General features: G+C 77.0%; 18 protein-coding genes and 1 rRNA gene. 10 read left to right on the forward strand and 9 right to left on the reverse strand.

What is annotated here, in order from left to right:
• Both ACI79B_RS22805 and ACI79B_RS22810 read right to left on the reverse strand, forming a co-directional pair.
• A 16S ribosomal RNA gene (locus ACI79B_RS22805) occupies nucleotides 1–125 on the reverse strand; the annotation flags it as partial.
• Nucleotides 126–492: 367 nt separating this feature from the next.
• Nucleotides 493–630 carry a hypothetical protein gene (locus tag ACI79B_RS22810; protein ID WP_456927106.1) on the reverse strand — a complete coding sequence of 46 codons (138 nt, stop codon included), beginning with the start codon at nucleotides 628–630 and terminating at the stop codon, nucleotides 493–495.
• Between the two features lie 241 nt (nucleotides 631–871).
• Between ACI79B_RS22810 and ACI79B_RS22815 the strand changes: the two genes are divergently transcribed.
• On the forward strand, nucleotides 872–2,992 hold the full coding sequence (locus tag ACI79B_RS22815; protein ID WP_456927107.1) for an MMPL family transporter: 2,121 nt from the start codon (nucleotides 872–874) through the stop codon (nucleotides 2,990–2,992).
• A 618-nt stretch (nucleotides 2,993–3,610) separates the two neighbouring features.
• Here ACI79B_RS22815 and ACI79B_RS22820 read toward each other — a convergent pair.
• Nucleotides 3,611–3,775: a hypothetical protein gene (locus ACI79B_RS22820; RefSeq protein ID WP_456927108.1), complete on the reverse strand. Its 165-nt coding sequence runs from the start codon at nucleotides 3,773–3,775 to the stop codon at nucleotides 3,611–3,613.
• Nucleotides 3,776–4,057: 282 nt separating this feature from the next.
• Here ACI79B_RS22820 and ACI79B_RS22825 point away from each other — a divergent pair, with 282 nt between their 5' ends.
• Together ACI79B_RS22825 and ACI79B_RS22830 are read left to right on the forward strand one after the other, a co-directional pair.
• Nucleotides 4,058–6,112 carry a SpoIIE family protein phosphatase gene (locus ACI79B_RS22825; protein WP_456927109.1) on the forward strand — a complete coding sequence of 685 codons (2,055 nt, stop codon included), beginning with the start codon at nucleotides 4,058–4,060 and terminating at the stop codon, nucleotides 6,110–6,112.
• A 126-nt stretch (nucleotides 6,113–6,238) separates the two neighbouring features.
• Nucleotides 6,239–6,991, forward strand: a complete 753-nt coding sequence (locus tag ACI79B_RS22830; RefSeq protein WP_456927110.1) for a hypothetical protein — start codon at nucleotides 6,239–6,241, stop codon at nucleotides 6,989–6,991.
• Nucleotides 6,992–7,011: 20 nt separating this feature from the next.
• Here ACI79B_RS22830 and ACI79B_RS22835 read toward each other — a convergent pair whose 3' ends face one another.
• On the reverse strand, nucleotides 7,012–8,274 hold the full coding sequence (locus tag ACI79B_RS22835) for an AI-2E family transporter (protein WP_456927111.1): 1,263 nt from the start codon (nucleotides 8,272–8,274) through the stop codon (nucleotides 7,012–7,014).
• 147 nt (nucleotides 8,275–8,421) lie between these two features.
• On the opposite strand from ACI79B_RS22835, the gene ACI79B_RS22840 reads away from it, so the two are divergent.
• Complete coding sequence (locus ACI79B_RS22840; protein WP_456927112.1) at nucleotides 8,422–9,411, forward strand: rod shape-determining protein; 990 nt, start codon at nucleotides 8,422–8,424, stop codon at nucleotides 9,409–9,411.
• Nucleotides 9,412–9,414: 3 nt separating this feature from the next.
• On the opposite strand, the gene ACI79B_RS22845 is transcribed toward ACI79B_RS22840, so the two are convergent.
• From ACI79B_RS22845 to ACI79B_RS22855, 3 genes are all read right to left on the reverse strand, one after another.
• Nucleotides 9,415–12,471, reverse strand: a complete 3,057-nt coding sequence (locus ACI79B_RS22845) for an FtsW/RodA/SpoVE family cell cycle protein (protein WP_456927113.1) — start codon at nucleotides 12,469–12,471, stop codon at nucleotides 9,415–9,417.
• A gap of 17 nt (nucleotides 12,472–12,488) precedes the next feature.
• Nucleotides 12,489–13,631 carry a hypothetical protein gene (locus ACI79B_RS22850; RefSeq protein WP_456927114.1) on the reverse strand — a complete coding sequence of 381 codons (1,143 nt, stop codon included), beginning with the start codon at nucleotides 13,629–13,631 and terminating at the stop codon, nucleotides 12,489–12,491.
• Nucleotides 13,632–13,813: 182 nt separating this feature from the next.
• On the reverse strand, nucleotides 13,814–14,077 hold the full coding sequence (locus ACI79B_RS22855; RefSeq protein WP_456927116.1) for a hypothetical protein: 264 nt from the start codon (nucleotides 14,075–14,077) through the stop codon (nucleotides 13,814–13,816).
• 292 nt (nucleotides 14,078–14,369) lie between these two features.
• Between ACI79B_RS22855 and ACI79B_RS22860 the strand changes: the two genes are divergently transcribed.
• The gene (locus tag ACI79B_RS22860) at nucleotides 14,370–14,621 is read left to right on the forward strand and encodes a hypothetical protein (protein ID WP_456927117.1); all 252 of its coding nucleotides are present in this window, start codon (nucleotides 14,370–14,372) and stop codon (nucleotides 14,619–14,621) included.
• 27 nt (nucleotides 14,622–14,648) lie between these two features.
• Here ACI79B_RS22860 and ACI79B_RS22865 read toward each other — a convergent pair whose 3' ends face one another.
• Entirely contained in the window at nucleotides 14,649–16,181 is a 1,533-nt protein-coding gene (locus ACI79B_RS22865) for a serine hydrolase domain-containing protein (RefSeq protein WP_456927118.1), read from the reverse strand.
• 417 nt (nucleotides 16,182–16,598) lie between these two features.
• Between ACI79B_RS22865 and ACI79B_RS22870 the strand changes: the two genes are divergently transcribed.
• Nucleotides 16,599–17,042: a DUF4383 domain-containing protein gene (locus tag ACI79B_RS22870; RefSeq protein WP_456927119.1), complete on the forward strand. Its 444-nt coding sequence runs from the start codon at nucleotides 16,599–16,601 to the stop codon at nucleotides 17,040–17,042.
• Nucleotides 17,043–17,102: 60 nt separating this feature from the next.
• Here ACI79B_RS22870 and ACI79B_RS22875 read toward each other — a convergent pair whose 3' ends face one another.
• Entirely contained in the window at nucleotides 17,103–17,696 is a 594-nt protein-coding gene (locus tag ACI79B_RS22875; RefSeq protein WP_456927120.1) for a sensor histidine kinase, read from the reverse strand.
• A gap of 216 nt (nucleotides 17,697–17,912) precedes the next feature.
• On the opposite strand from ACI79B_RS22875, the gene ACI79B_RS22880 reads away from it, so the two are divergent.
• The 4 genes from ACI79B_RS22880 to ACI79B_RS22895 are packed head-to-tail and all read left to right on the forward strand — an operon-like array spanning nucleotide 17,913 to nucleotide 21,958.
• The gene (locus ACI79B_RS22880; protein ID WP_456927121.1) at nucleotides 17,913–18,590 is read left to right on the forward strand and encodes a hypothetical protein; all 678 of its coding nucleotides are present in this window, start codon (nucleotides 17,913–17,915) and stop codon (nucleotides 18,588–18,590) included.
• Entirely contained in the window at nucleotides 18,587–19,408 is an 822-nt protein-coding gene (locus tag ACI79B_RS22885) for a glucose 1-dehydrogenase (RefSeq protein ID WP_456927122.1), read from the forward strand. Before ACI79B_RS22880 ends, ACI79B_RS22885 begins: the two co-directional genes overlap by 4 nt.
• Nucleotides 19,405–20,340 (forward strand): cyclase family protein, encoded by a 936-nt coding sequence (locus tag ACI79B_RS22890; RefSeq protein WP_456927123.1) that lies wholly within the window; start codon nucleotides 19,405–19,407, stop codon nucleotides 20,338–20,340. The genes ACI79B_RS22885 and ACI79B_RS22890 overlap by 4 nt, the downstream gene beginning before the upstream one ends.
• Nucleotides 20,341–20,350: 10 nt before the next feature.
• Entirely contained in the window at nucleotides 20,351–21,958 is a 1,608-nt protein-coding gene (locus ACI79B_RS22895; RefSeq protein WP_456927125.1) for a GMC oxidoreductase, read from the forward strand.
• Nucleotides 21,959–22,064: the final 106 nt, after the last annotated feature.

The raw sequence follows: 22,064 nt of genomic DNA on the forward strand, positions 1-22,064 counted from the left end.
GGTTGCCCACGTGTTACTCACCCGTTCGCCACTCATCCCCCCGCAAGCGGGGTTCAGCGTTCGACTTGCATGTGTTAAGCACGCCGCCAGCGTTCGTCCTGAGCCAGGATCAAACTCTCCGTAGATGATTTGAAACCGGCTGAGAACCGCGACCTGACAGATCGCGATATCCATCAACCAAAGGAATCCCTGCGCTCCACCACACGGTGCAGCGCCGGGGGTTTGTTACTTGGCACTGACTTTCGGCACGCTGTTGAGTTCTCAAGGAGCGGACGCGCTCGTACTCCGGCCCTTTGCAGGCCCTCGTCCGAGGCGGTGACCCCACTCTAGCACCGGCTCCGCAACAGTCCGACCCCCAGGCCGGCCCGGCGGTTTCCCGCGCCTTCCGGCCCGGTCCGTTCTCGCTCGGTGCAGAAAGAACCATACACGCCCCCAGACGGGCTCTGCACGGGGGTCCGCCGAGGTCTGAGCCACACCTCCTCACCGGGTGGGTCAGGAGGGCGGGGCGTCCTCCGCGTCGTCGTCGGACAGGTCCTGCGGCACGCCCTCGGACGGCGCGCGGTGCCGCTCCGGATCGGTCTCGCTCGCCAGCCGCTGCTCGACGTCGGGGGTCTGCTCCGGTTCCGTCACACGAGGGACTGTCCTCCCCCACTCCTGGCCCCGCAGACCGTCCGGTGCGCGCGGCGCAGGAGTCGGCGCCGGTCACGGCGGGCGAGAGGCCGGTCACGAGGGCGAGGCCCACGCCCGGTAGGGCCGCCCGGTGCGATCACCGGGGACCAATGTCGCTGACGGGCCACCGGGCCCGTCGCTAGCGTCCGGCCCGACAGTCCCCGTCCGGGTCCGCCGGCCCGGTGTCCCGGAGGGCCCGGTCATGGGCAGGTCGTACGCGTCCCGTGTCAGTTCCCCACGGCTGAAGTGGGTCATCCTCGTCGTCTGGCTGGCGCTCGCCGCGGCGGCCGCTCCCCTGGCCGGCGGGCTCACCGGCGAGCAGGAGAACGACATCGCCGCCTGGCTGCCGCAGGAGGCGGAGTCCACCCGCGTGCTGGAGCTGCAGCGCGGGCTCGGCGCGAACCCCGACCTCATCCCCGCCGTGGTCGTCTACGAACGGACGTCCGGCCTGACCGAGGAGGACCTCGCCGCCGTCCAGGAGGACGTGGGCGCCTTCGGGGAGCTCGACGCGCTCTCCGGCAGCGTGGTGGGCCCGATCCCGGCCGAGGACGGGCAGGCCGTGCAACTCGTCGTCCCCCTGGACGTCGGGCCGGACGGGTGGGAGGCCATCGCCCCGATCGTCGACGACATCCGCGCCGAGGCGTCGCAGGCCCCCGACGGGCTCGGGACGTGGGTGACCGGTCCCGCGGGCAACGCGGCCGACTCCTCGGAGGCCTTCGCCGGGATCGACGGCACGCTGCTGTTCGCCGCCCTCGGCGTCGTCATCGTGATCCTGCTGCTGACCTACCGCAGCCCGGTCCTGTGGGTCCTGCCGATCTTCTCGGCGGTCATCGCGCTGGTCTGCGCCCAGGCGGTCGTCTACCTGCTGGCCCGGTACGCGGACCTCACGGTCAACGCGCAGAGCGCGAGCATCCTCACCGTCCTGGTCGTCGGGGCGGGGACCGACTACGCCCTCCTGCTGGTCGCCCGGTACCGGGAGGAGCTGCGGCTGCACACCGACCGGCACGAGGCGATGACCGAGGCAGTGCACCGGGCCGGCCCGGCGGTGGTGGCCAGCGCCGGCACGGTGGTCCTCGGCATGCTGTGCCTGGTCGCCGCGGAGATGAACTCCACCGCGGGCCTCGGGCCGGTCGCCGCGATCGGTGTCGCCGTCACCCTCGTCGTGCTGATGACGCTGCTGCCGGCGCTGCTGGTGATCTGCGGCCGGTGGGTCTTCTGGCCGGTGCGGCCCGCCTTCGGCAGCGCCGAGCCGAGCGCCACCGGGTGGTGGGCGCGCGTCGGGGCCTGGATCCGGCCGCGCCCCCGGGCCACCTGGATGGTCACCAGCGCGCTGCTGCTGATCGCCTGCCTCGGCGTCCTCCGGCTGGACCCGAGCGGCCTGACCCAGGCCGAGGGCTTCCGCGGGACGCCGGAGTCGATCTCCGGCGAGGAGGTCGCCGCGGAGCACTTCCCCGCCGTCGCCGGGAACCCGGTGGTCGTGGTGACGACGGCCGGCGACGCCGAGGCGGTCGCCGCCGCCGTGGCCGGGGACGACGGCATCGCCGCCGTCGCTCCCCCGCAGGTCGTCGGGGACGGCGCGCTGCTCGAGGCCTCGCTCGCCGACCCGTTCGACAGCGCGGCCGCCGCCGCCACCGTCGAGCAGCTGCGCACCTCGCTCGACGACGTCGGTGACGGGCAGGCGCTGGTCGGCGGGACGACGGCGCTCAACCTCGACGTCCAGACCGCCTCGCAGCGGGACAACCGCGTCGTGATCCCGCTGATCATGCTGGTGGTGCTCGTCGTCCTGAGCCTGCTGCTGCGGGCGCTGGTCGCGCCGCTGATCCTCATCGCGACGGTGGTGCTGTCCTTCGGCGCCGCGCTCGGCCTGAGCGCCCTGGTCTTCGACTGGGTGCTCGGGGTGACCGCGACCGACAGCTCGTTCCCGCTGTTCGTCTTCGTGTTCCTCGTCGCCCTCGGGATCGACTACAACATCTTCCTGATGACCCGGGTGCGGGAGGAGTCCGCCGACCACGGCACCCGGCGGGCCGCGCTCGTCGGCCTGGCCGCCACCGGCGGCGTGATCACCTCGGCGGGCCTGGTGCTCGCGGCCACGTTCGCGGTGCTCGGCACCCTGCCGCTGACCTTCCTGACCCAGCTGGGCATCGCGGTGGCGCTCGGGGTGCTGCTCGACACGATCGTCGTGCGGTCGGTGCTGGTGACCGCGCTGACCCTCGACGTCGGCCGGTGGATGTGGTGGCCCGGCCGGCTGGCGCACCGCCTCGACGAGCCGGAGGTGCCGCCCGCGCCCGCGGCGTCGCCGTCCGAGGCGCCGGCCCGGACCTGACGCCGGCGGACGTCGCGGCACGGCGGCGTCCCGCTCGACGGCACGGGCCTGGGGTCCGGCGGGCCCGCGGGGCAGGGTGGAGCGGCCCGCGGGACCCGCCGCGGCGGACCGGAGGACCCCGGGTGGAGCACGGAGGACGGCTGCGCCTCGCCGGGCAGTGCCGGGTCGTCGTCGACGACGACCGGGCCGGGGACCCCGACGGCCTCGTCGCCCTGGCCCGCCACCTGCTGTCCCCGACCAACCGGGTGGTCGCCGTCACCAGCCCCTTCCTCGACCCGCTGTTCGGCCCGCCGGGGTCGACCGCGGAGCGGGGTTCGGCGCTGGCCCGGGAGCCGGTCGACCTGGTCGGCGGAGGCGCCCGACATCGCGACCCGGCCGACCCTGGTCCGGGTCGGCGGCGCACGGGCGGCCGGGGCCGCCGAGTACGACCGGGACACCGACCCCGCCGCCGCCGAGCTCGTCCTCGCCCGGCCGGAGCTGGTGATCCGGCAGTTCCCCTGGAGACCTACCGGAGCTGCGCCTACTCGGTCGCCGAGCTCGAGCCGGGATCCAACCGGCCCGGGCCGCGGCCCGCAGCGCGGCGGCCTCACCGCGGGGCCTGCGCGCGGACCGGGGTCGTCAGCCTCCCGGGGTCCGCGCCGGGTCCGGGGAGCCCGCGAGCGGCGGGCGGGTGCCGTCCAGGGCCGCTCGCTCCTCGTCGCGGCGGGTCACCGCACGGGCCAGCGCGACGACCAGGGCCAGCTCCAGCACCAGGCCCAGCACGGTGAGCACCACCCAGCCCACGGCGGCCTCCCCGGGTCCCGTCGCCCGGCCGGCTCAGGACGCGGACCGCTCGACGCGGCCGTGCAGGGGTGGTCCGGGGCGCTGACCGGTGGGCATGCGCCCATGGTCGGGACGCGGCGGCGTCCCGCCTCACCCCTGACGGGGGATCCCGGCGGCCCGGGCCGCACCCCGCTGTGTGCTCGGCCACACCCGGCGCGGAACGGACCCGGCCGATGCGTGAACCGGGCCGCGGCCCGGGTAAGCGCGGGGCCCGCGGTGCGACCGCCCCGGGTCGGAACTGCGATGGGTGACGGTGTGACCGACCACGGCGGAGCGGACGCCGACGCGACCGGCAGGGCGCCCGCGGACGGCGTCCCCGGGCCGGACGCGGAGGAACGGCTGGCGCGCACGGTCGGGGACGCCGGCGTCGTCCGCGCCGCGTTCGACCAGGTGCCGCTGATCCTCGCCGTCTACGCCGGACCCGAGCACACCGTGGTGGCGGCCAACGCGGCGATGCGGTCGTTCTTCGGCCGGGACGAGCTGGTCGGGGCGCCGATCCGGTCGGCGCTGCCGGAGCTGGCGGGGCAGCACGTCTTCGAGCTGGTCGACGAGGTGTACGCCACCGGCCGCAGCCGGGTGGCGCGGGAGTGGCGGCTGCAGGTCGACCTCGGCGGCACCGGCGAGCTGCAGGAGGTCTACCTCGACTTCCACATGGCGCCGACGCGCGCCGTCGACGGTCGGGTGAGCGGCGTGGCCACCTACGCCTACGACGTCACCGAGTCCGTGCGGGCCCGGCAGGCCGCCCAGGAGCAGGCCGCCGACGCCGAGCGGCGGGCCCGCGACGCCCGCGACGTGGTCACCGCGCTGCAGGAGGCCCTGCTGCCCACCGACCTGCCGGTGCTGCCCGGCGCCCGGATCGCCGCCCGGTACCTGGTCGCCGACCGCGACCAGGTGGCCGGCGGGGACTGGTTCGACGCGGTCCCGCTGCCCGGCGGCGGCGTCGCGCTCGTCGTCGGCGACGTCGTCGGGCACGGGGTCGCGGCGTCGGCGGCGATGGGGCAGCTGCGGGCGGTGCTCTCCGACGCGCTGGTCACCGGCGCCGGGCCGGCCCAGGCGCTGGCCCGCGCGGACGCGTTCGCCGCGCGCAGCCCGCGGCTGCGGGCCACGACCGTGGCGCTGGTCGTGCTCGACCCGGCCACCGGCGACCTCACCTACGCCTGCTGCGGGCAGCCCCCGCCGGTGGTCGTCGCCCCCGACGGGTCCACCCGCTTCCTCGCCGACCTCGGCGGCGAGCCGCTGGGCACCGGCGTCCCCGGCACCGCGCCGGCGCTGTCGCGCGGCACGCTGGCGCCCGGGGAGCTGGTGCTGCTCTACAGCGACGGGCTGGTCGAGCGGCCGCACCGCAGCATCGCCGACGGCATGGCGGAGCTGGCGAAGGTCGCCGCCGACGCCGCGACCGGGCAGGCGCCTCTCGACGCCCGCGGCGGCCCCGCCGAGCGGGTCTGCCGGCTGACCGTCGAGCTGCTCACCCGCACCGGCTACGACGACGACGTCACCACCCTCGCCGCCCACCGCCTGCCCGAGCCGGTGCCCCCGCTGCACACCGGGACGACCACCGCCCACGGCGGCATCCGCGGGCTGCGGCGCACCGTCGACGCGTGGCTGGACGGGCTGGACCCGGCCGACGACGACCGCGACGCCGTCGAGCTGGCGATGTGGGAGGCGATCGCCAACGCCGTCGACCACGCCTACCCACCGGGGCTGCCCGGGCCGGTCCGGGTGGACGCCGCCCTGCTGCCCGACGGCGTGCTGGAGTGCCGCGTGACCGACGAGGGCAGCTGGCGCGACCCGGACCCCGGGGCCACCCACCGCGGCCGGGGACTGCTCATGGCCCAGCAGCTCACCGACTTCCTGCACGTGCAGCGCGGCGCCGGCCCGGCCGACGCCGGCACGGTGGTGACGCTGCGGCACCGGCTGCACCGGCCGGCGATGCTCGGCTCCGACATCGGCCGCGACGCCGCACCCGTCGCCCGCCCGCCGTTCGCCGTCGACGTCGCCTCGGGCGGTGGGAACGGCGGGCCGGCCTCCCGCGACGTGCGGCTGCGGGTGTCCGGGCCGGTGGACGTCACCTCGGTCGAGGCGCTGGCCCGGCAGCTGGCCGCGGCCTCCCGCGGCGGGGTGCTGCCGCTGACCGTCGACCTCAGCGAGGTGACGCTGCTCGCCAGCGCCGGCGTGCAGGTGCTGCACCGGATGCGCGACCAGCTCGCCGGGCACGGCCACGCGCTGACCCTCGTCGCGCCGCCCGGCAGCACCGCCCGCGCCGTCCTCGACCTCGTGCACCTGCCCGCCACCGGCTGACCCGGGGACCGGGCCGGGGAGCCCGCCGCGGCCTCGGTGGCCCCGTGGCGGGGGCGGGCACGGCACGATCGCGGGAGGCGGTCGCACCCACGCGAGGCGGTCGCACCCACGCGCGCGGGAGGTGCCGTGGAGCTGGAGCTGGAGGTCCTGCCCGTGGTCAGCGGGCGGCGCGAGCTCGTCGCCTGGCTGGTGCTCGGCTTCCTGGTGACCTTCCTCGTCACCCGGTTCGTCACGCACGCCATCCGCCTCGGCCGCGGGCCGTTCCGGGACGCCAGCGTGGGCGGGGTGCACCTGCACCACGAGGTCTACGGGATCTTCCTGCTGCTGGGCACCGGGACCGTCGAGTTCACCTACCGCCCCGAGGGGGCCGGCGCCGTCCTGGTCGCGGTGCTCTTCGGCGCCGGCGCGGCCCTGACCCTCGACGAGTTCGCCCTGTGGCTGCACCTGGAGGACGTGTACTGGTCCCGGGAGGGCCGCAGCTCGGTGGACGCGGTGCTCATCGCGCTCGTCGTCGGCGTCCTGCTGCTGGCCGGTGCCAACCCGTTCGACGCCGACGACGCCGACAGCGAGGTCGCGCTCGCCCTGACCGTGGCGGTCAACCTGGTGTTCGCGCTGGTCGCCGTCCTCAAGGGCCGCGTCGTGCTCGGCGTGGTGGGGGTGTTCGTGCCGCTGGTCGCGCTCGTCGGCGCGGTGCGGCTGGCCCGGCCGGCGTCCCCGTGGGCCCGGCGCCGCTACGCGCCGGGCAGCCCCCGCGCCGAGCGCGCGCTGCGCCGGTTCCCGCCGGGCCGGCGCAACCGCTGGGACGGCCTGGTCGACCTGTTCGCCGCCGTCCCGCGGTCCACGCCGGCCGCGGCGGCCCCGGGCACCCCTGCCGGCTGACCGCCGGCGTGCCGTCCGCGTCAGTGCGGCGGCTTCCGCAGCCGCCACCGGCGCGGCCGGGGGCGGGGCCCGGCCGGGGGGTCGTCCACGACGAGCTCGTAGCGCCGCCCGTAGGTCTCCACCACCGACTCGACGGCGGCGACGACCGGGATGGCCACCAGCGCGCCCATCGGCCCGAGCAGGCTCACCCCGACGATCACCGAGCCGAGGGCGACCGCCGGGTGCACGTGCACCGTGCGCGCGGTGATCCGCGGCCCGACGAGGTAGTTCTCCACCTGCTGGTAGACGGTGCCGAAGACCACGACCCACAGCGCGTCCGACGGCTGCCCGGCCAGCGCCACGACCGCCGGCAGGCCGATCGCGAGGTAGGTCCCCACGGTGGGGATGAACTGCGACACCAGGCCGGTCCACAGTGCAAGCGGCAGCCAGAACGGCACGCCCAGCACCGCCAGGAACACCGCGGTGACGAACGCGCTGAGCAGGGCCAGCAGGAACCGGGAGAACACGAAGCCGCCGGTCTTCTCCACCGCGATCTCCCAGACGGTGGCGATCACCCGCTGCTGGCGGGGCGGGAAGCGGCGGGAGACGGTGTCCCGCAGCGCGGGGGCCTGCGCGGACATGTAGAAGGCGAACAGCAGGAACGTCAGCGTCTGGAAGATCGCGCCGATCACCGTCGTCACGAACCCGAGGACGCCCGGGGTGAGGTCCTCGACGACCTGCTGGACCCGCTCGGGGGTGAGCTGCAGGGAGTCGACGACGTCGGCGGCCTCCAGCTGCGTGCCGAAGGTCCGGTTGACCGCGTCCACCAGGCTGCGGACGACGTCGGGCAGCGAGGTGACCAGCCCCGCGAGCTGGTCGACCAGCAGGGTGCCGAACGCGGCCACCAGGCCGATCGCGAGGAGCACCACGGCGAGCATCACCAGGCCGGTCGCGGCCCCGCGGCGCAGGCCCCGGCGGGTGAGGGCGTGCACGGCCGGCTCGATGCTGATCGAGAACATCCAGGCGAGGAACACGAGGCCGAGGAAGCTCCGGAGGTGGGTGAACGACCAGGCCGCCACCTGGTAGGCGGCGACGGCGAGGAGCACCAGGAGCAGGACCCGGCGCAGCCAGGGCGGCTCGGCACCCCAGCGGCCGGGTGTCGCGCCGTCGGCCGGGACGGGGGGCGTGGCAGGCGGCGTCACGGGCGGCGTCACCGGGGGCGTCACCGGGGGCGCGGCAGCGGGCGGCGGGGCGGCCGGCACGTCGCGCCCGGCGGTCCCGTCGGGCTCCCCACTCCCCGGCACGGTGGCACGGTAGAGGGGACCGGCACCTCCGGCACAGGCCGGAGGTCCGCGGTCGGCAGGACCTCCGTCGGGGCGCGCCGGGGCATCTGGACCGGACCCGGGCCCGCCGCCAGACTGTCCGGGCACCCGGGGGTCAGGAGGCACCGCGTGGAGCTCGGGATCGATCTCGGCACCGCCACCACCGTCGTGAGCGACGTGCGCCGCGGGATCCTCTACGACGAACCGACCGTCATGCTCGTGCGCCGCGGCAGCGGCCGCCGCGACCGGGTGCTGGCCGTCGGCCGGGAGGCCGCCGACCTGCTCGGCCGCGCGCCGTCCCGGTACGCCGCGGTGCGCCCCCTCGACGACGGCGTGGTCACCGACCTCGAGACCACCCGGACCTACCTGCGCGCGGTGCTGCGGGCGGCGGGCCAGCGGCTGTGGCGGATGCCCGTCCGCGCGGTGGTCACGGTGCCGGTCGGGTCCAGCGCGCTGGAGCACCGGGCGCTGCTGGAGGCCGCCGAGGAGGCGGGCATCCGGCCGGTGACCGCGCTGGACGAGGCGGTCGCCGGCGCCGTCGGCTGCGGCCTCGACCCGCTGGAGCGGCGGGTGCACATGGTCGTCGACGTCGGCGGCGGGCGGGCCGAGGCGGTCGCGTTCTGCTACGGCGGCGTGCTCGCCTCCCGGACCAGCAAGACCGGCGGCGAGGAGATGACGCTGGCCGTCGCCCGGTTCCTGCGCGAGCAGCACCAGCTGCTGGTCGGCGACCTGGAGGCGGAGGCGCTCAAGGTCCGGCTCTCCTCGGCCGGGGACGAGCCGCTCGTCGTCCAGGGCCGGGACGGCGTCACCGGCCGGCCGCGGCTGGCCACCGTCCCGGCGGCGGAGGTGACCGAGGCGCTGCGCCCGGTCGTCGACGACATCGTGCGGACCCTGGCGCCCTGCCTGGACGACCTCCCGCCGCAGGCGATCGCCGACGTGATGGGCGAGGGCGTGCTCGTCTTCGGCGGGTCCTCCCTGCTGCCCGGCCTCCCGCAGGAGCTGGAGCGGGTGCTCGGCCTGCCGGTCAAGCCGGCCGAGGAGCCGCTGACCTGCGTGGCCGACGGCGCCGCGCGGGCGCTGCGCAACCGGGCGCTGCTGTCGGCCTACGGCCGCCGCTGAGGGTCAGGGAGCCTGCACCGGGCCGGTGGCCAGCACGCCGTCCCGGTTGTCGAAGTAGTACCGGAGCCCGTCCTCGGCGACGTTCCCCGCGCTGCTCGGCGCGGAGGACGGCGCCTGCACCAGGGTGGTGACCACGATCTCGGGAGCGTCCATCGGGGCCGCGGCGGTCATCCAGTAGTCGTACTCGTCGTCGGCCAGGCCGCCGTCCTGCGCGGTGCCGGTCTTCCCGCCGACCGGCGCGGGCAGGTCGGCGTACCGGGCGCCCGTGCCGGAGGTCACCACCGCACGCATGCCCTCCCGCACCGGCCCGAGCGCCGCGGCGAAGGGCAGCGGCGTGGCGGCCGGCGTCGGCAGCGCGCTCCACCCCGAGTCCGCCGTCCCGATCGCCATCCCCAGCCGGGGGGTGACCAGCTGGCCGGTGGCCGCGGCGGCGGTCCACCGGGCGTTCTGCAGCGGGGTGACCTGGATCTCGCCCTGGCCGATCCCGAGGATGACGGTCGACCCGCCGTACCAGGTGCCGCCGTCGGCCTCCACCGACTCCGGGGTGCCGAGGTAGCCCGCGGACTCGCCGGGCAGGTCGATCCCGGTCCGCTCCCCCACCCCCAGCGCCTGGGCGGTCTCGGCGATCGCCTCGGGCCCGAGCGCGAGGGCCAGCTTGTAGAAGTAGACGTCGTTGGACATGGCGATCGCACCGACCAGGTCCATCGGCCCCATCGGCTTCCAGTTGCCGAACGTGTGACCGCCGTAGGTGAAGCTGCCGCCGGTCGGGACGACCTGGCGGGGGTCCCAGGTGGCGTGCGCCTGGTTGGCCGCGGCCACCACCAGCTTGAACGTGGACCCGGGGGGCAGGGCCGCCTGGGTCACGTGCTCGAGCGTCGGTGACCCGGGTGCCTCGCTCACCGCCGCGAGCGCGGCGGTGTCGGCCGGCGGTCCCCAGACGCTGTTGTCGAAGGAGGGGGCGCTGGCCATGGCCAGCACCTGTCCCGAGCGGGGGTCCATCGCGACGGCGGCCGCGACGGCCCCCACCGGCCGTCGCTGGCCGGCCAGCGTGGTCACCAGCCCGTCGTAGAGCCGCCGCTGCAGGCCGACGTCCAGCGACAGCCGCAGGTCGGCACCCGGCACCGGCTCCACCCGCTGGCCGAGCGCGACGGGCACGCCCGCCGGGTCGACGTACACGCACTGGCGGCCGTTGGTGCCGCGCAGCACGGCGTCGTACTGCAGCTCCAGGCCGGCCCGGCCGACGATCTCGCCGTTGGGCAGCCCGGGCCAACGCGCCTCGGACTCGGGGGTGGCCACACCGACGAACCCGAGGACCGGCCCCAGCGCGGCACCCTCGGGGTACGCCCGCCGCGGCTCGGGGACGACGACCACGCCCGCGATGCCGGCGGCGGTGACGGCGTCGCCGACGGGGCGGGGCACCTCGGCCACCGGCAGGGACAGCGTGGTGGCCTCCGCCGCGTCCAGCTGGGCCTGCAGCTCGGCGGGCGGGCGGGCGGTCAGGCCGGCGAGCCGCTCGACGGCCGTGGCGTCGTCGCGCACCAGGGCGGGCACCACGAGCACCCGGTCCACCCCGGTGCCGGCGGCCGCGGCGTCGACGGCCAGCGGGGCGTCGTGCCGGTCGGTGATGGCGCCGCGGGGCGCGGGCAGCCGGATGCAGCGGGTCATCTGCTCCTCGCCGGCGAGCGTGAGCTCCTCGCCCCGGGTGACCTGCATCCGCCAGCCGTAGAGCCCGAAGGCGACGAGCAGCACCGAGAGGGCGGCCGCGGCCAGCCGGAGCAGCCGCGGGCGCGGGTTGCGCCGGCCCGGCGTCGCCCACAGCCGGCGGCGGGCGCTGTCCCGGCGGACGCCCAGCACGACGCCGATCGCGGCCAGGTGCACGACCAGCGCCGTCCCGCCGTAGCTGAGCAGCGGGAACGGCACGCCGGCCAGGGGCAGCAGCCCGAGGTTGGCCCCGATCGAGACGACGGTCTCGACGCCCATGAGGATCGCCAGCCCGCCGCCGACCAGCGCGGCCTGCGGCGAGCGCGCCCGGCGACTGGCCAGCGCGAGCCGCCAGACGAGGACGACGACGGCGAGCACCACCGCGGCGCCCGCGACCAGGCCCCACTGCCCGACCAGGCTGGCCGGCGCGAGGTCGGTCTGCCCCTCGGGCAGGTACTCGGCGCGCAGCTCGCGCAGCGGGTCGTCGGCCCGCCCGGTCAGCCCGCCGGAGGCGACGGCGATGTGCGCCTGCCGCAGCGCCCAGCCCGAGCCGGTCGGCGACTCGTGCGCGCCGACCAGGAAGGTGCCCAGGCGCTGCAGCTGGTAGGGCTGCAGCAGGCTGATCATCAGCGGGGCGGAGACCACGGCCGCGGCGCCCAGCGGGAGCAGGAAGCGCGCGGGCACCCGGCCGAGGACGAGCATCGACGCGGTGAGGACGACCAGCAGCATGGTGGTGCTCAGGTCCGGCTGGAGCAGGGTGAGCCCGATGGGCACGACCGCCAGCAGCACGGCGAGGCCGAAGCGCCGCCACGCCGGCCGGGCGGAGCCGAGGACGGCGGCGAGGACCAGCAGCAGCCCGAGCTTGGCCAGCTCCGAGGGCTGGAAGGTGACGGCGCCCAGGACGAACCAGCGGGTGGCGCCCTTGACCGTCACCCCGACCGTGAGGACGCCGACGAGGAAGACGACGGCCGCGACGTAGGACACCCAGCCCAGCACGCCGAGGTACCGGACGCGGACCCGCCAGAAGGCCGCGAGGGCGAGGATGCCCCCGGCGGCGATCAGGCCCTGGCGCAGCGCGAGGTCGTGCGCGCCGATCAGGTACAGGTTGGCCAGCCCCAGCCCGACCAGGGCGAGGGCGGCGACCACGGCGAGCAGGTCGAACAGCGCGCTGCGGCGCTCCCGGCGCTCCTCCCGGGTCCGGCCCCGTCCGCCCTCGGCGGCGGGCAGCCCGCCCGGCTCCAGCGGGGAGTCCTCCGGGACGGCCCACAGCACGCGGCGCTGGCGGCGGCTCCACCGCCGGCCCGCCCGACGGTCCCCCGCGTCGTCGTCCGGCCGGCCGGGGGGCACCGAGTACGGCATGCGGTTCTCCCGTCGGGTCAGCGGGTGCGGAGCTCGGGTGGGCAGGAGCCCACGGACAGCGGCGCGGAGGCCGCGGTCGCGGGCTGGTCCGTGACGGCCAGGACCGCGACGGCCGGCAGGGGCGGCAGCGCGACGACGCCGACGGCCTCGGCCCGCTCCCCTCCCGGCGGGACCGCGACCGTGCCGCCCGGCGCGGTGGAGGTGTCGCCGGTGCAGCGGTCGACGAGCAGGTAGGACCAGGTCACCCGCTGCTCCGCGGCGCCGGGGACGAGCCGCACCTGCACCCGCACGGTGCACGGCTGCCCCGGCTCGCACGCGTCGAGGCCGCGCAGGTCGACCGCGGCCACGCTGCCGGCCGACGCCGGGGCCGGCGGGGTGACCGGCACGCCGTCGGGTCGGGGTTCCGCGGTCGGCTCGACGCCGCTGCGCCCGGCGTCCAGGAGCACGTCGACGTCGGCGGCGATCTCGTCCCGCAGCAGGACCACCTCCGTCGTGACCGCCGCGGCGAGCACCACGACCGAGACCAGCCACGCCCCGACCCGCCGCGCGGTGCGGGAGGCCTCGCGCCGGACCGGGCGCGAGACGGCGCCGCGGACGGCGGCCGACGCGGCGGCGCCGACCGGCCCGCCCGACGCGATCGACCGCACCAGCGCGCCCAGCTCGGCACGGACGGCGCCGCGGTCGATCGCCGCGGCGGCCTCGGCGACCCGCCGCGCGACGGGAGGGACGCCGGCGTCCGGCAGGGCCGCCACCGCGGCGTCGACCGCGTCCAGCAGCGGGTCCTCCGCCCCCGCCGCCCCGGGACGGGACCGGGCGGTGGCCGCGACCTCGGCGAGGACCGCGGCGACGGCGGTACCGGCCGGCGTGGCGGAGGGGTGGAGGAGCACCCGCCCGTCGGTCCCCACCGCGAGCCGCTCCAGGAGCCCGCGGGCGGCGCTCCCGGTGTCCGGCACCGGCAGCTGCGCCGCCTGCTCCAGCACGCCGGCGGACAGCTCGAGGGCCTGCGGCGCGGTGAGCCGGGCGAGGGCGAGCAGGCGGGTGAGCGCGACGCCGCCGGGGGGTGCCGGGGGTGGGGCGGACGGCCGCTGCTGGGCCGGAGGGGGAGGCGTGGAGCCGTCGTCGAGGCCCCCGGACGCCCGTTCGATCGTCAGGTCTGCCACTGACTGTCACCCGCCCATCCGCGCGCTCAGGATGTCCCCCGGGTCCGGCCCGCCCAGGCTGGTGCACGGAGCCCCCGGATGTCACCGGGTCGCCGCACGGCGTCGCACCGGAACCGGCGCGTCGCGCTGGAGGACCGGCGCGTCGGAGCCGCGTCGCCCGGTCCCGGGGCGGTGCGCCGGTCTCAGCCCGGGGTCCGCGGGGCGGAGCTCGAACCGCGCAGCGCCGCCAGCCGGCTGCGGTACTCGTCCTCGCCGATCTCCCCGCGCGCGAGACGCTCGGCCAGCAGCTCCTCGGCCGTCGGCCGCGGCGGGGCGGGCGGTGGCTCCCCGCCCGTCCGCACCAGCGCCCGGAACAGGCCCACCACCACGGCGAGGAGCAGCACGGCGCTGGCGGTCAGGGTGAACCAGCCCCAGCCGCTCATGTGGTCCCAGCCGTACCAGCCCATGGCCGTCCGCCTCCTCGCCGGCGCGTCCTGCTCCCGCCCCGCGACGTCACCGTGCCGGTCCGGGTGCGGTCCGCTCCAGGGGCGGTGGCCCCTCCCGGCCGCGGGCGGAGTGCCCTGTCCACCGCGGGCCGCGGGCCGCACGGCGACGCCGGCCGGCAGCACGTCCCGGAGGCCACCGCTCCCGCCGGGGGCGCCCGGCCGGCCGGAGGGTCTTCCGCCCCTGCCCGCGGCCTCCCGTCCGGGGTCACCGTGACCCTGCAGGGCGAGGCCGTCGGAGCGGGAGGAGACCGCGATGGAGGACGGGAGCACGTCGCGACTGCGGGACGAGCTGCGCCAGGTGGAGGCGGAGATCGAGCGGACCCGGCGGGCGGCGCAGGAGAGCCGCGCCTGGGTCGGGCAGCGGGCCGAGGGGGCCACCGATCCCGAGGACAGGAGCGCCGCGATCGCGGAGGCGGAGCTGCAGGAGGCGCTGCTCGGCGTCCTGACCCGCCGCCGCGACCGGCTGCTCGACCGCGTGCGCGCCCTCGACGCAGCGGCGGGCTGAGCCCGGTCCGCCCCTGCTGCCCCGGGCTCAGCCTCCCCGGTGCCGCGGCCACGACCGGCCGACGGCGAGCGCCGCCCCGGCGGCCGCGGCGGCCCCGAGCCACCGGCGCGGGTCCTGCCGGTCCGGCCGCCTCGCGAACGACATCAGGTCGAAGACCAGCCGCGGCGGGTCCTCCTCGGTGAACACCACCCGGGCGGTCCGTCCGTACTCCGGGGTCTCGACCCGGTACACGCGCGGGTCGCCGGGGTCGTCGGGGTGGAGCACCATCGCGCGGGGCAGGACGCGGGCCGGCGTCAGCGGGACCAGCACCAGGCGGCCGCGGCGGACGGACACCCCGAACCCCGCGCCGGTGAGCAGGTGCGGGAAGACGTCCGTCACCGGGCCGGCGTCGGGCGCGTACCAGCCGCACAGGTCCGGCCACACCTCCGGGTGGGGGACGACGTCGTCCCGCGCCCGGTCCTCCGGCAGCGCGAGCAGGAGGCGGAGCAGCGCGCCGGCCAGCGGCTCCGCGGCGCCGCGGCCGTCGAGCGCGCCGGTGTTCGTGAGCACGACGACGCCGGTGCCCGCGTCCGGTGCCGTGTCGATGGCGGACAGGAACCCCGCGACGATGCCGCCCTTGCCGACGAGCGCGCGGCCGGCCTCCTCGTGCGGCTCGAAGCCCAGGCCCATGCCCGCCGCCCGCGGGTCGGGCCGGAAGTGCGGCCGGACCATCGACGCGACCGACTCCGCGCTCAGCACGCGGCCGTGCTCGTTCGCCCCGCCGTGCAGCACCGCCGCGACGTAGCGGGCCAGGTCCCTCGCGGTGGAGTACGCCCCGCCGCCCCCGGGTGTCGGCACCTCCCGGTGCCGGACCGCCTCCGGCCCGCGCCGGCGCAGCGCGTACCCGGTGGCCAGGGCCGAGCGCAGCCGGCCGTCGAGGACGAGGGCGGTGTCGGTCATGCCCAGCGGCCGGAAGACGTGCTCGCGCAGGTACCGGTCGAGCGCCTCCCCGGAGACGTCCTCCACCAGTTGGCCCAGGACGGCGAAGCCGTGGTTGCTGTAGGCCCACCGCGTACCCGGCTGCACGTCGACGGGCAGCCCGCCGCGGTAGTAGTCGGCGAGCGGGACGACGCCCCGGGTGACGAGGCCGGATCCGGCCCCGGGGTGCAGCAGCAGGTCCGAGCCCCGCCGCCAGTAGCCGATCCCGCCGGTGTGGGTCAGCAGGTGGCGGACCGTGGGCTGGGCGATGCCGGCCCGGGCGGGGACGAGGCGGACGGCCCGGAGGTGGTCCGCGGCCGGTGCGTCCAGGTCGACCAGGCCCCGCTCGGCCAGCTGGACCACCGCGACCGCCGTCATCGTCTTGGTCAGCGAGCCGATCCGGAACACGGTGTCCTCCCCGACCGGCCGGCCGGAGGCGACGTCGGCGACGCCGGAGCAGAGGAACCGCGGGGCGGCGTCCCCGCGCACGAGCGCGACCGCGAGCCCGGCCGAGGGCCAGCGGCCGAGCGTCCGCGCCACGGTGCGGCGGAGGTCGGGCTCCGCCACGGCCGTCGTGCCGGGGTCCACGTGGAGGGTGGTCATCGGGCTGCTCCCGTCGGGAGACGAGCAGGTCGGCGTCCTCCAGCGTCGGCGGCGCCGGCGCCCCGGGCGAGGACCGGACGTCCCGCGGGGGCACCGCCGTCGGTCCCGGGCGGGCACCGGCCGGCCCCCGGACCCGCCGGCGGGACCGAGGTCCCCGGCGGTGGGGCCCGAGGTCGGTGGTCCCGCGACACCCGGACGGTCACCCTGGCCGCGCGGGCATCCGGCGGGCCGAGCGCCGCCGGGTGTCCTGCCCTACCGGGGGACGGCCGCCGGCCACCTCCGCCGGCCACCGGGGACCTCCGGCACCACCGTCCGCCGACCCAGGTCCCGCCCCTCGGTGACCTGCTGCCCTGGCGCGCTCCCGCGCACGGCGGCGCACTGGGGCACGCACCGCGGACGTTCCCGAGGAGGCACCCCATGTCCGCACGAGACCGCACCGTCGGCACTCCCGGGGCCTGGACGTGGCCGCAGGTCGCCGCCCTGGTCGTCGGTGCCGTCTACACGATCGCCGGCATCGCCGGCTACTTCGTGACCGGCTTCGAGGACTTCGCCGCCCACACCGGCGACGAGCTGCTCGGCTTCGAGGTCAACCCGCTGCACAACCTGGTCCACCTGGCCATCGGCGTCGCCGGACTCGCCCTGGCCCGCTCCCTCGCCCTCGCGCGCACCTACGGCTGGCTGCTCGCCGTCGGCTACGGCGCGGCCCTGGTGTACGGCCTGTTCGCCATCGGGGAGACGTGGGACTTCCTGGCGGTCAACGCGGCGGACAACTGGCTGCACGCGATCAGCGCCGCGATCGGCCTGGCCATCGCCCTCGGCCCGGTGCAGGCCGCCGTCGGCCGCCGGACGACGCGGGTCTGAGCAGCCGGGAGCACCGGCGCCGGCCGGGCCGGCGGCTCCCCGGACACGGGCGGTCCCGCGCTACCGGAGCGGGACCGCCCAGGTCAGCCGGGTGCCACCGGCAGGTCCCGGCTCGACGACGCAGGACCCCCCTCGCGCGCTCGCCCGCCGGTGCAGCTCGGCCAGGCTGCCGTCGTCGGGGAGCGCCGGCCCGCTGCCGTCGTCGACCACCCGCAGGGTGACGCCGCCGTCGGCGACGGTCACCGCGACCTCGACGGCGCCGGCACCGGCGTGTCCGCCGAGGTGGGTCAGGACCGCGCGGACGACGTCGAGCAGCTCGCCGACGACGGGCTCGGGCAGGTCGCCGAGGGGCCCCGCGACGCTGGTGGTCGGCGCGGCGGCCGGCCCGGGGGTGGCCGCGGTGATCGTGTCGAACAGCCGGGACGCGTACCTGCCGGTGTCGGTCGTCGGCCGGTCGGCGAGCGCGAGGACCGCCAGCCGGATCCGCTTGATGGCGTCGTCCAGCTCGGCGGTGGCTGCCCGCAGGCGCTCGGCGAACGGTCCGGGCCCCAGGCCGGCGGCGACGCCGTAGACGGTCAGCCCGGCTGAGTACAGGTCGCGGACGATCTCGTCGTAGAGGCCCGCCGCGGCGTCGTCGTACTCGGACGGCCACATGTCCACTCGCCTCGGCTCAGCCCCTCCGCGGGCGCCCCGGCACCGTGGGGGCCCGCAACCCGTCAGTCCGCAGGCGACGGTAACCCCCCGGGCGATCCGCGCCGACGGAGGACGGCGCGGCCGGACCCGCCGCGGACGGTCGGGTGCCGCTCCCGGCGGCTCGGGGAAGCCGGCCGGCCCGCGTAACGAACGGCGCCGGCGCGGGACGACGGGTGCATGACCCGCACCTCGCCGCCGGCGCTGGCCACGACCCGGCACAGCTGGCACCTGCTCGCCGAGCACGTCCTCGCCGCCGGGCAGTTCGCCGCCTCCGGGACCATCCGGCTGCGCCCGTTCCCGGGCGGCTACGCCACCACCCGCGGCGTCGGCGACCGGCAGCTCGCCGTCGTCGCCGACCGGCTGGTGGTCGTCGACGGCGACGCCCGGCACCAGCACCCGCTCACCACGCTCGGGGCCGCGGCGGACGCCGCCGGCGTCGAACTCGGCCTGCGCGGCAGCTACTCCCCCGCCACCGTCCCCGACCCGGACGCGACGCTGCCGGTCGACGCTGCCGCCGCGCACCGGCTGGCCGCGTGGTGGGCCCTCGGCGACGCCGCGCTGCGCCGCCTCGCCGCCGGGCTCGGCACGCCGGCCGAGCCGGTGCTGTGGCCCGAGCACCTGGACCTGGCGATCACCCTCGACGCCGTCAACTACGGGGTCTCCCCCGGCGACGACGCGGCGCCGGAGCCCTACCTCTACGTCGGCCCGCACGAGGGGCCGCCGTCGGACGACCCGTTCTGGAACGCCCCCTTCGGCGCGCTGGTCGGCGCCGACCGCATCCGCACGCCCGACGACGCCGTCGCCTCCTTCTCGGAGGGACGGGCACGGGCACTGACCGACAGGAGCAGGACGTGAAGGGTCTGCAGGGCAAGAAGGCGCTGGTCACCGGCGGCAGCTCCGGCATCGGGCAGGCGATCGCCATCCGCCTCGGGCAGGAGGGCGTCGACGTCGCCATCAACTACGTCGGCGCGCCCGAGGGCGCCGAGGAGACCCGGGAGGCGATCGAGCACGGCGTGGAGATCTGCATGAAGGAGATGTCCGCGGCCGGCACGCACCCGATCCTGGTGGCCGCCGACGTGTCCTCCGAGGGCCAGGTCGGCGCCATGTTCGAGCAGGCGCTCGGCGAGTACGGCCGGATCGACCTGCTGGTCAACAACGCCGGCATCCAGGTCGCCGCCGACAGCGACGCGCTCGACGCCGCCGCCTTCGACCGGGTCCTCGCGGTCAACCTGCGCGGCGCGTTCCTGTGCAGCCGGCAGGCCGTCCGCACGTGGCTGGGCACCGGCTCGCCGGGCTGCATCGTCAACGTCTCCAGCGTCCACCAGGTGATCCCCAAGCCCCGCTTCCTCGGCTACTCGGTCTCCAAGGGCGGCATGCAGAACCTCACCCGCACCCTCGCCCTCGAGTACGCCGCCCGCGGCATCCGGGTCAACGGCATCGGCCCGGGCGCGACGGTCACCCCGATCAACCGGTCCTGGATCGACGACCCCGTCAAGCGGCAGATGGTGGAGAGCCACATCCCGATGCGCCGCGCCGGGGACGCCGAGGAGATGGCCGCGATCACCGCGTTCCTCTGCTCGGACGAGGCCGCCTACGTCACCGGCCAGACCCTGTTCGTCGACGGCGGGCTCACCCTCTACCCGTCGTTCGAGACCACCTGGTCCTCGGAGTGACGGCGCTGGACCGCCCGCCCTCCGCCGACGAGCGGACGGCGGGCTGGTTCCCCTCCCGCTGGGGCCCGGACGACGCCGCGGGCGCGCTCAACGAGATCACGCCCGAGGTCGTCCTCGCGGCGGTCGCCCTGGTGCGCACCGGACGGGTGCTGGACCTGGCGCACGTGCTGCACGCCGACGTCCCGGCCTTCCCCGGGCGGACGTTCCGCTCCTACCTGACGACCAACGCCCACTTCGTCAACCGCCGCCGGCCCGACGGCGGCGGCCCCGAGGGCTGGGGCCGCAACGGGGTGAACTGGGTGGTCGAGCAGATCACCGCCACCCAGCAGATGGGCACCCACCTGGACGCGCTCAACCACCTGCAGGTCGGCGACCGCACCTACAACGGCCACCGGCTGGCCGACATCGCCGAGGAGTGGGGCACCGCCCGGCTCGGCGTGGAGACGCTGCCGCAGGTGGTCACCCGCGGCCTGCTGCTCGACGTCGCGGCCGTCCGCGGGGTCGACGCCCTGGGCCCCGGCGACGTCGTCACGGTCGACGACGCCCGGGCCGCGCTCGGCGGGCGGACGCCGCGCCCGGGGGACGCCGTCCTGTTCCACACCGGCTGGGGGCGGTTCTGGAGCGAGGACCCCGGGCGGTACTCCTCCGGCGAGCCCGGCCCGGGACTGGAGCTGGCCGGGTGGCTGGCGGAGCGGCGGATCGCGCTGACCGGCTGCGACACCTGGAGCCACGGCCCGGTGCCGCCCGAGGACCCCGGCGAGCCGTTCGTCGTCCCGCAGACGCTCAACGTCCGGCACGGCGTCGTCGTGCTGGAGAACCTGCGGTTGGCCGAGGCGGCCGCGGCCGGGCTGCGCGAGTTCTGCCTCGTCGTCAGCCACGCCAAGCTGCGCGGCGCCACCGGCGCCTGGGTCACCCCGCTCGCCATCACCTGAGGAGGACCCCATGGCCGAGCACGCCGACGTCGTCGTCATCGGGTCGGGAGCCGGCGGCGGCGCCGTCGCCTGGGCGCTGGCACCCACCGGGAAACGGGTGCTGGTCCTCGAGCGCGGCGACTGGCTGCCGCGGGAGGTCGAGAACTGGGACCCGCGGGCGCTGTGGGCCGACAAGCGCTACGCCAACAGCGGCCAGTGGACCGACGGCGCCGACGGGCGGCGGTTCACACCCAAGCAGCACTACTACGTCGGCGGGAACACCAAGTTCTACGGCGCGGTCCTCTACCGCTTCCGGGAACGGGACTTCGGGCCCGTGCAGCACGTGGACGGCGTCTCGCCGGCGTGGCCGGTCACCTACGCCGACCTCGCGCCGTGGTACGACCGGGCCGAGCAGCTCTACCAGGTGCACGGCACCCGCGGCGAGGACCCCGACGACCCGCCGGCGTCCGGCCCGTACCCGTGGCCGGCGATCAGCGACGAGCCGCGGATCGCCCAGTTGCGCGCCGACCTGACCGCCGCGGGCCTGCACCCGTTCTCCCTGCCGAACGGCATCCTGCGCGACGAGGCGCAGCCGTACCTGTCGGCGTGCATCCGCTGCGCGACCTGCGACGGCTTCCCCTGCCTGGTCAACGGCAAGGCCGACGCCCAGGTGATGACGGTGGAACCGGCGCTGCGCCACCCGAACGTCGAGCTGCGGACCCGGGCGCGGGTGGTGCGGCTGGAGACCGACGCCTCGGGCCGCCGGGTCTCGCGGATCGTCGTCGACCGCGACGGCGAGCGGGAGGAGTACACCGCCGACGTCGTCGTCCTGGCCGCCGGCGCGATCAACTCGGCCGCGCTGCTGCTGGCCTCGGCGTCCGACCGGCACCCGGCCGGGCTGGGCAACGGCTCCGGGCACGTGGGCCGGCACCTGATGCTGCACAACAACTCCGGCCTGGTGGCGTTCTCGAAGACGCCGAACCCGACGCGCTTCCAGAAGACGATCGGCGTGAACGACCTCTACTGGTCCGACCCGTTCGACCCGGACTGGGAGTACCCGGTCGGCTCGATCCAGATGAACGGCAAGAGCGACGCGGTGCTCATCGGCTTCGACGTCCCCGACGCGCGGGACCCCGCCGACCTCGCCCGCCACTCGATCGACTTCTGGCTCACCACCGAGGACCTGCCGCTCGACGAGAACCGGGTGACCGTGGACGCCGACGGCGGGATCCGGCTGTTCTACCGCCGCACCAACGCCGCCGAGGTCGCCCGGCTGCGGATGCGCCTCATGGGCCTGCTGGACTCCATCCGCTGCGAGCAGGACGTGTACGAGAACCGCCAGTACGCCGGCGGGCAGCTGGGCATCGGCGGGGTCGCGCACCAGAACGGGACGATCCGCTTCGGGCCGGACCCGGCGACCGCGCCGCTGGACCTGGACTGCCGCATGCACGAGGTCGAGGACCTGTACGTGGCCGACGCGTCGTTCTTCGTGTCGAGCACCGCGGTGAACCCGACGCTGACCATCGTCGCCAACGCGCTGCGGGTCGCCGACCGGATCGCCGAGCGCCTCGGTGTGCCCGGTACGGCCGCCGCCGTGCCGCGGCCGCGGGCCGAGGAGGCCGGGGCCGAGATGGCCTGACGCCGGCCCGCGGCGGGCGGGCCCCGGCCCCGGGGGGGGGGGGGGGGGGGGGGGGGGGGGGGCCCGGGCGGCGCGGGCCGCGCGCGGGGGCCGCGGCCGGCTGCGC

It is taken from the genome of Geodermatophilus sp. SYSU D00879, from assembly GCF_054050375.1.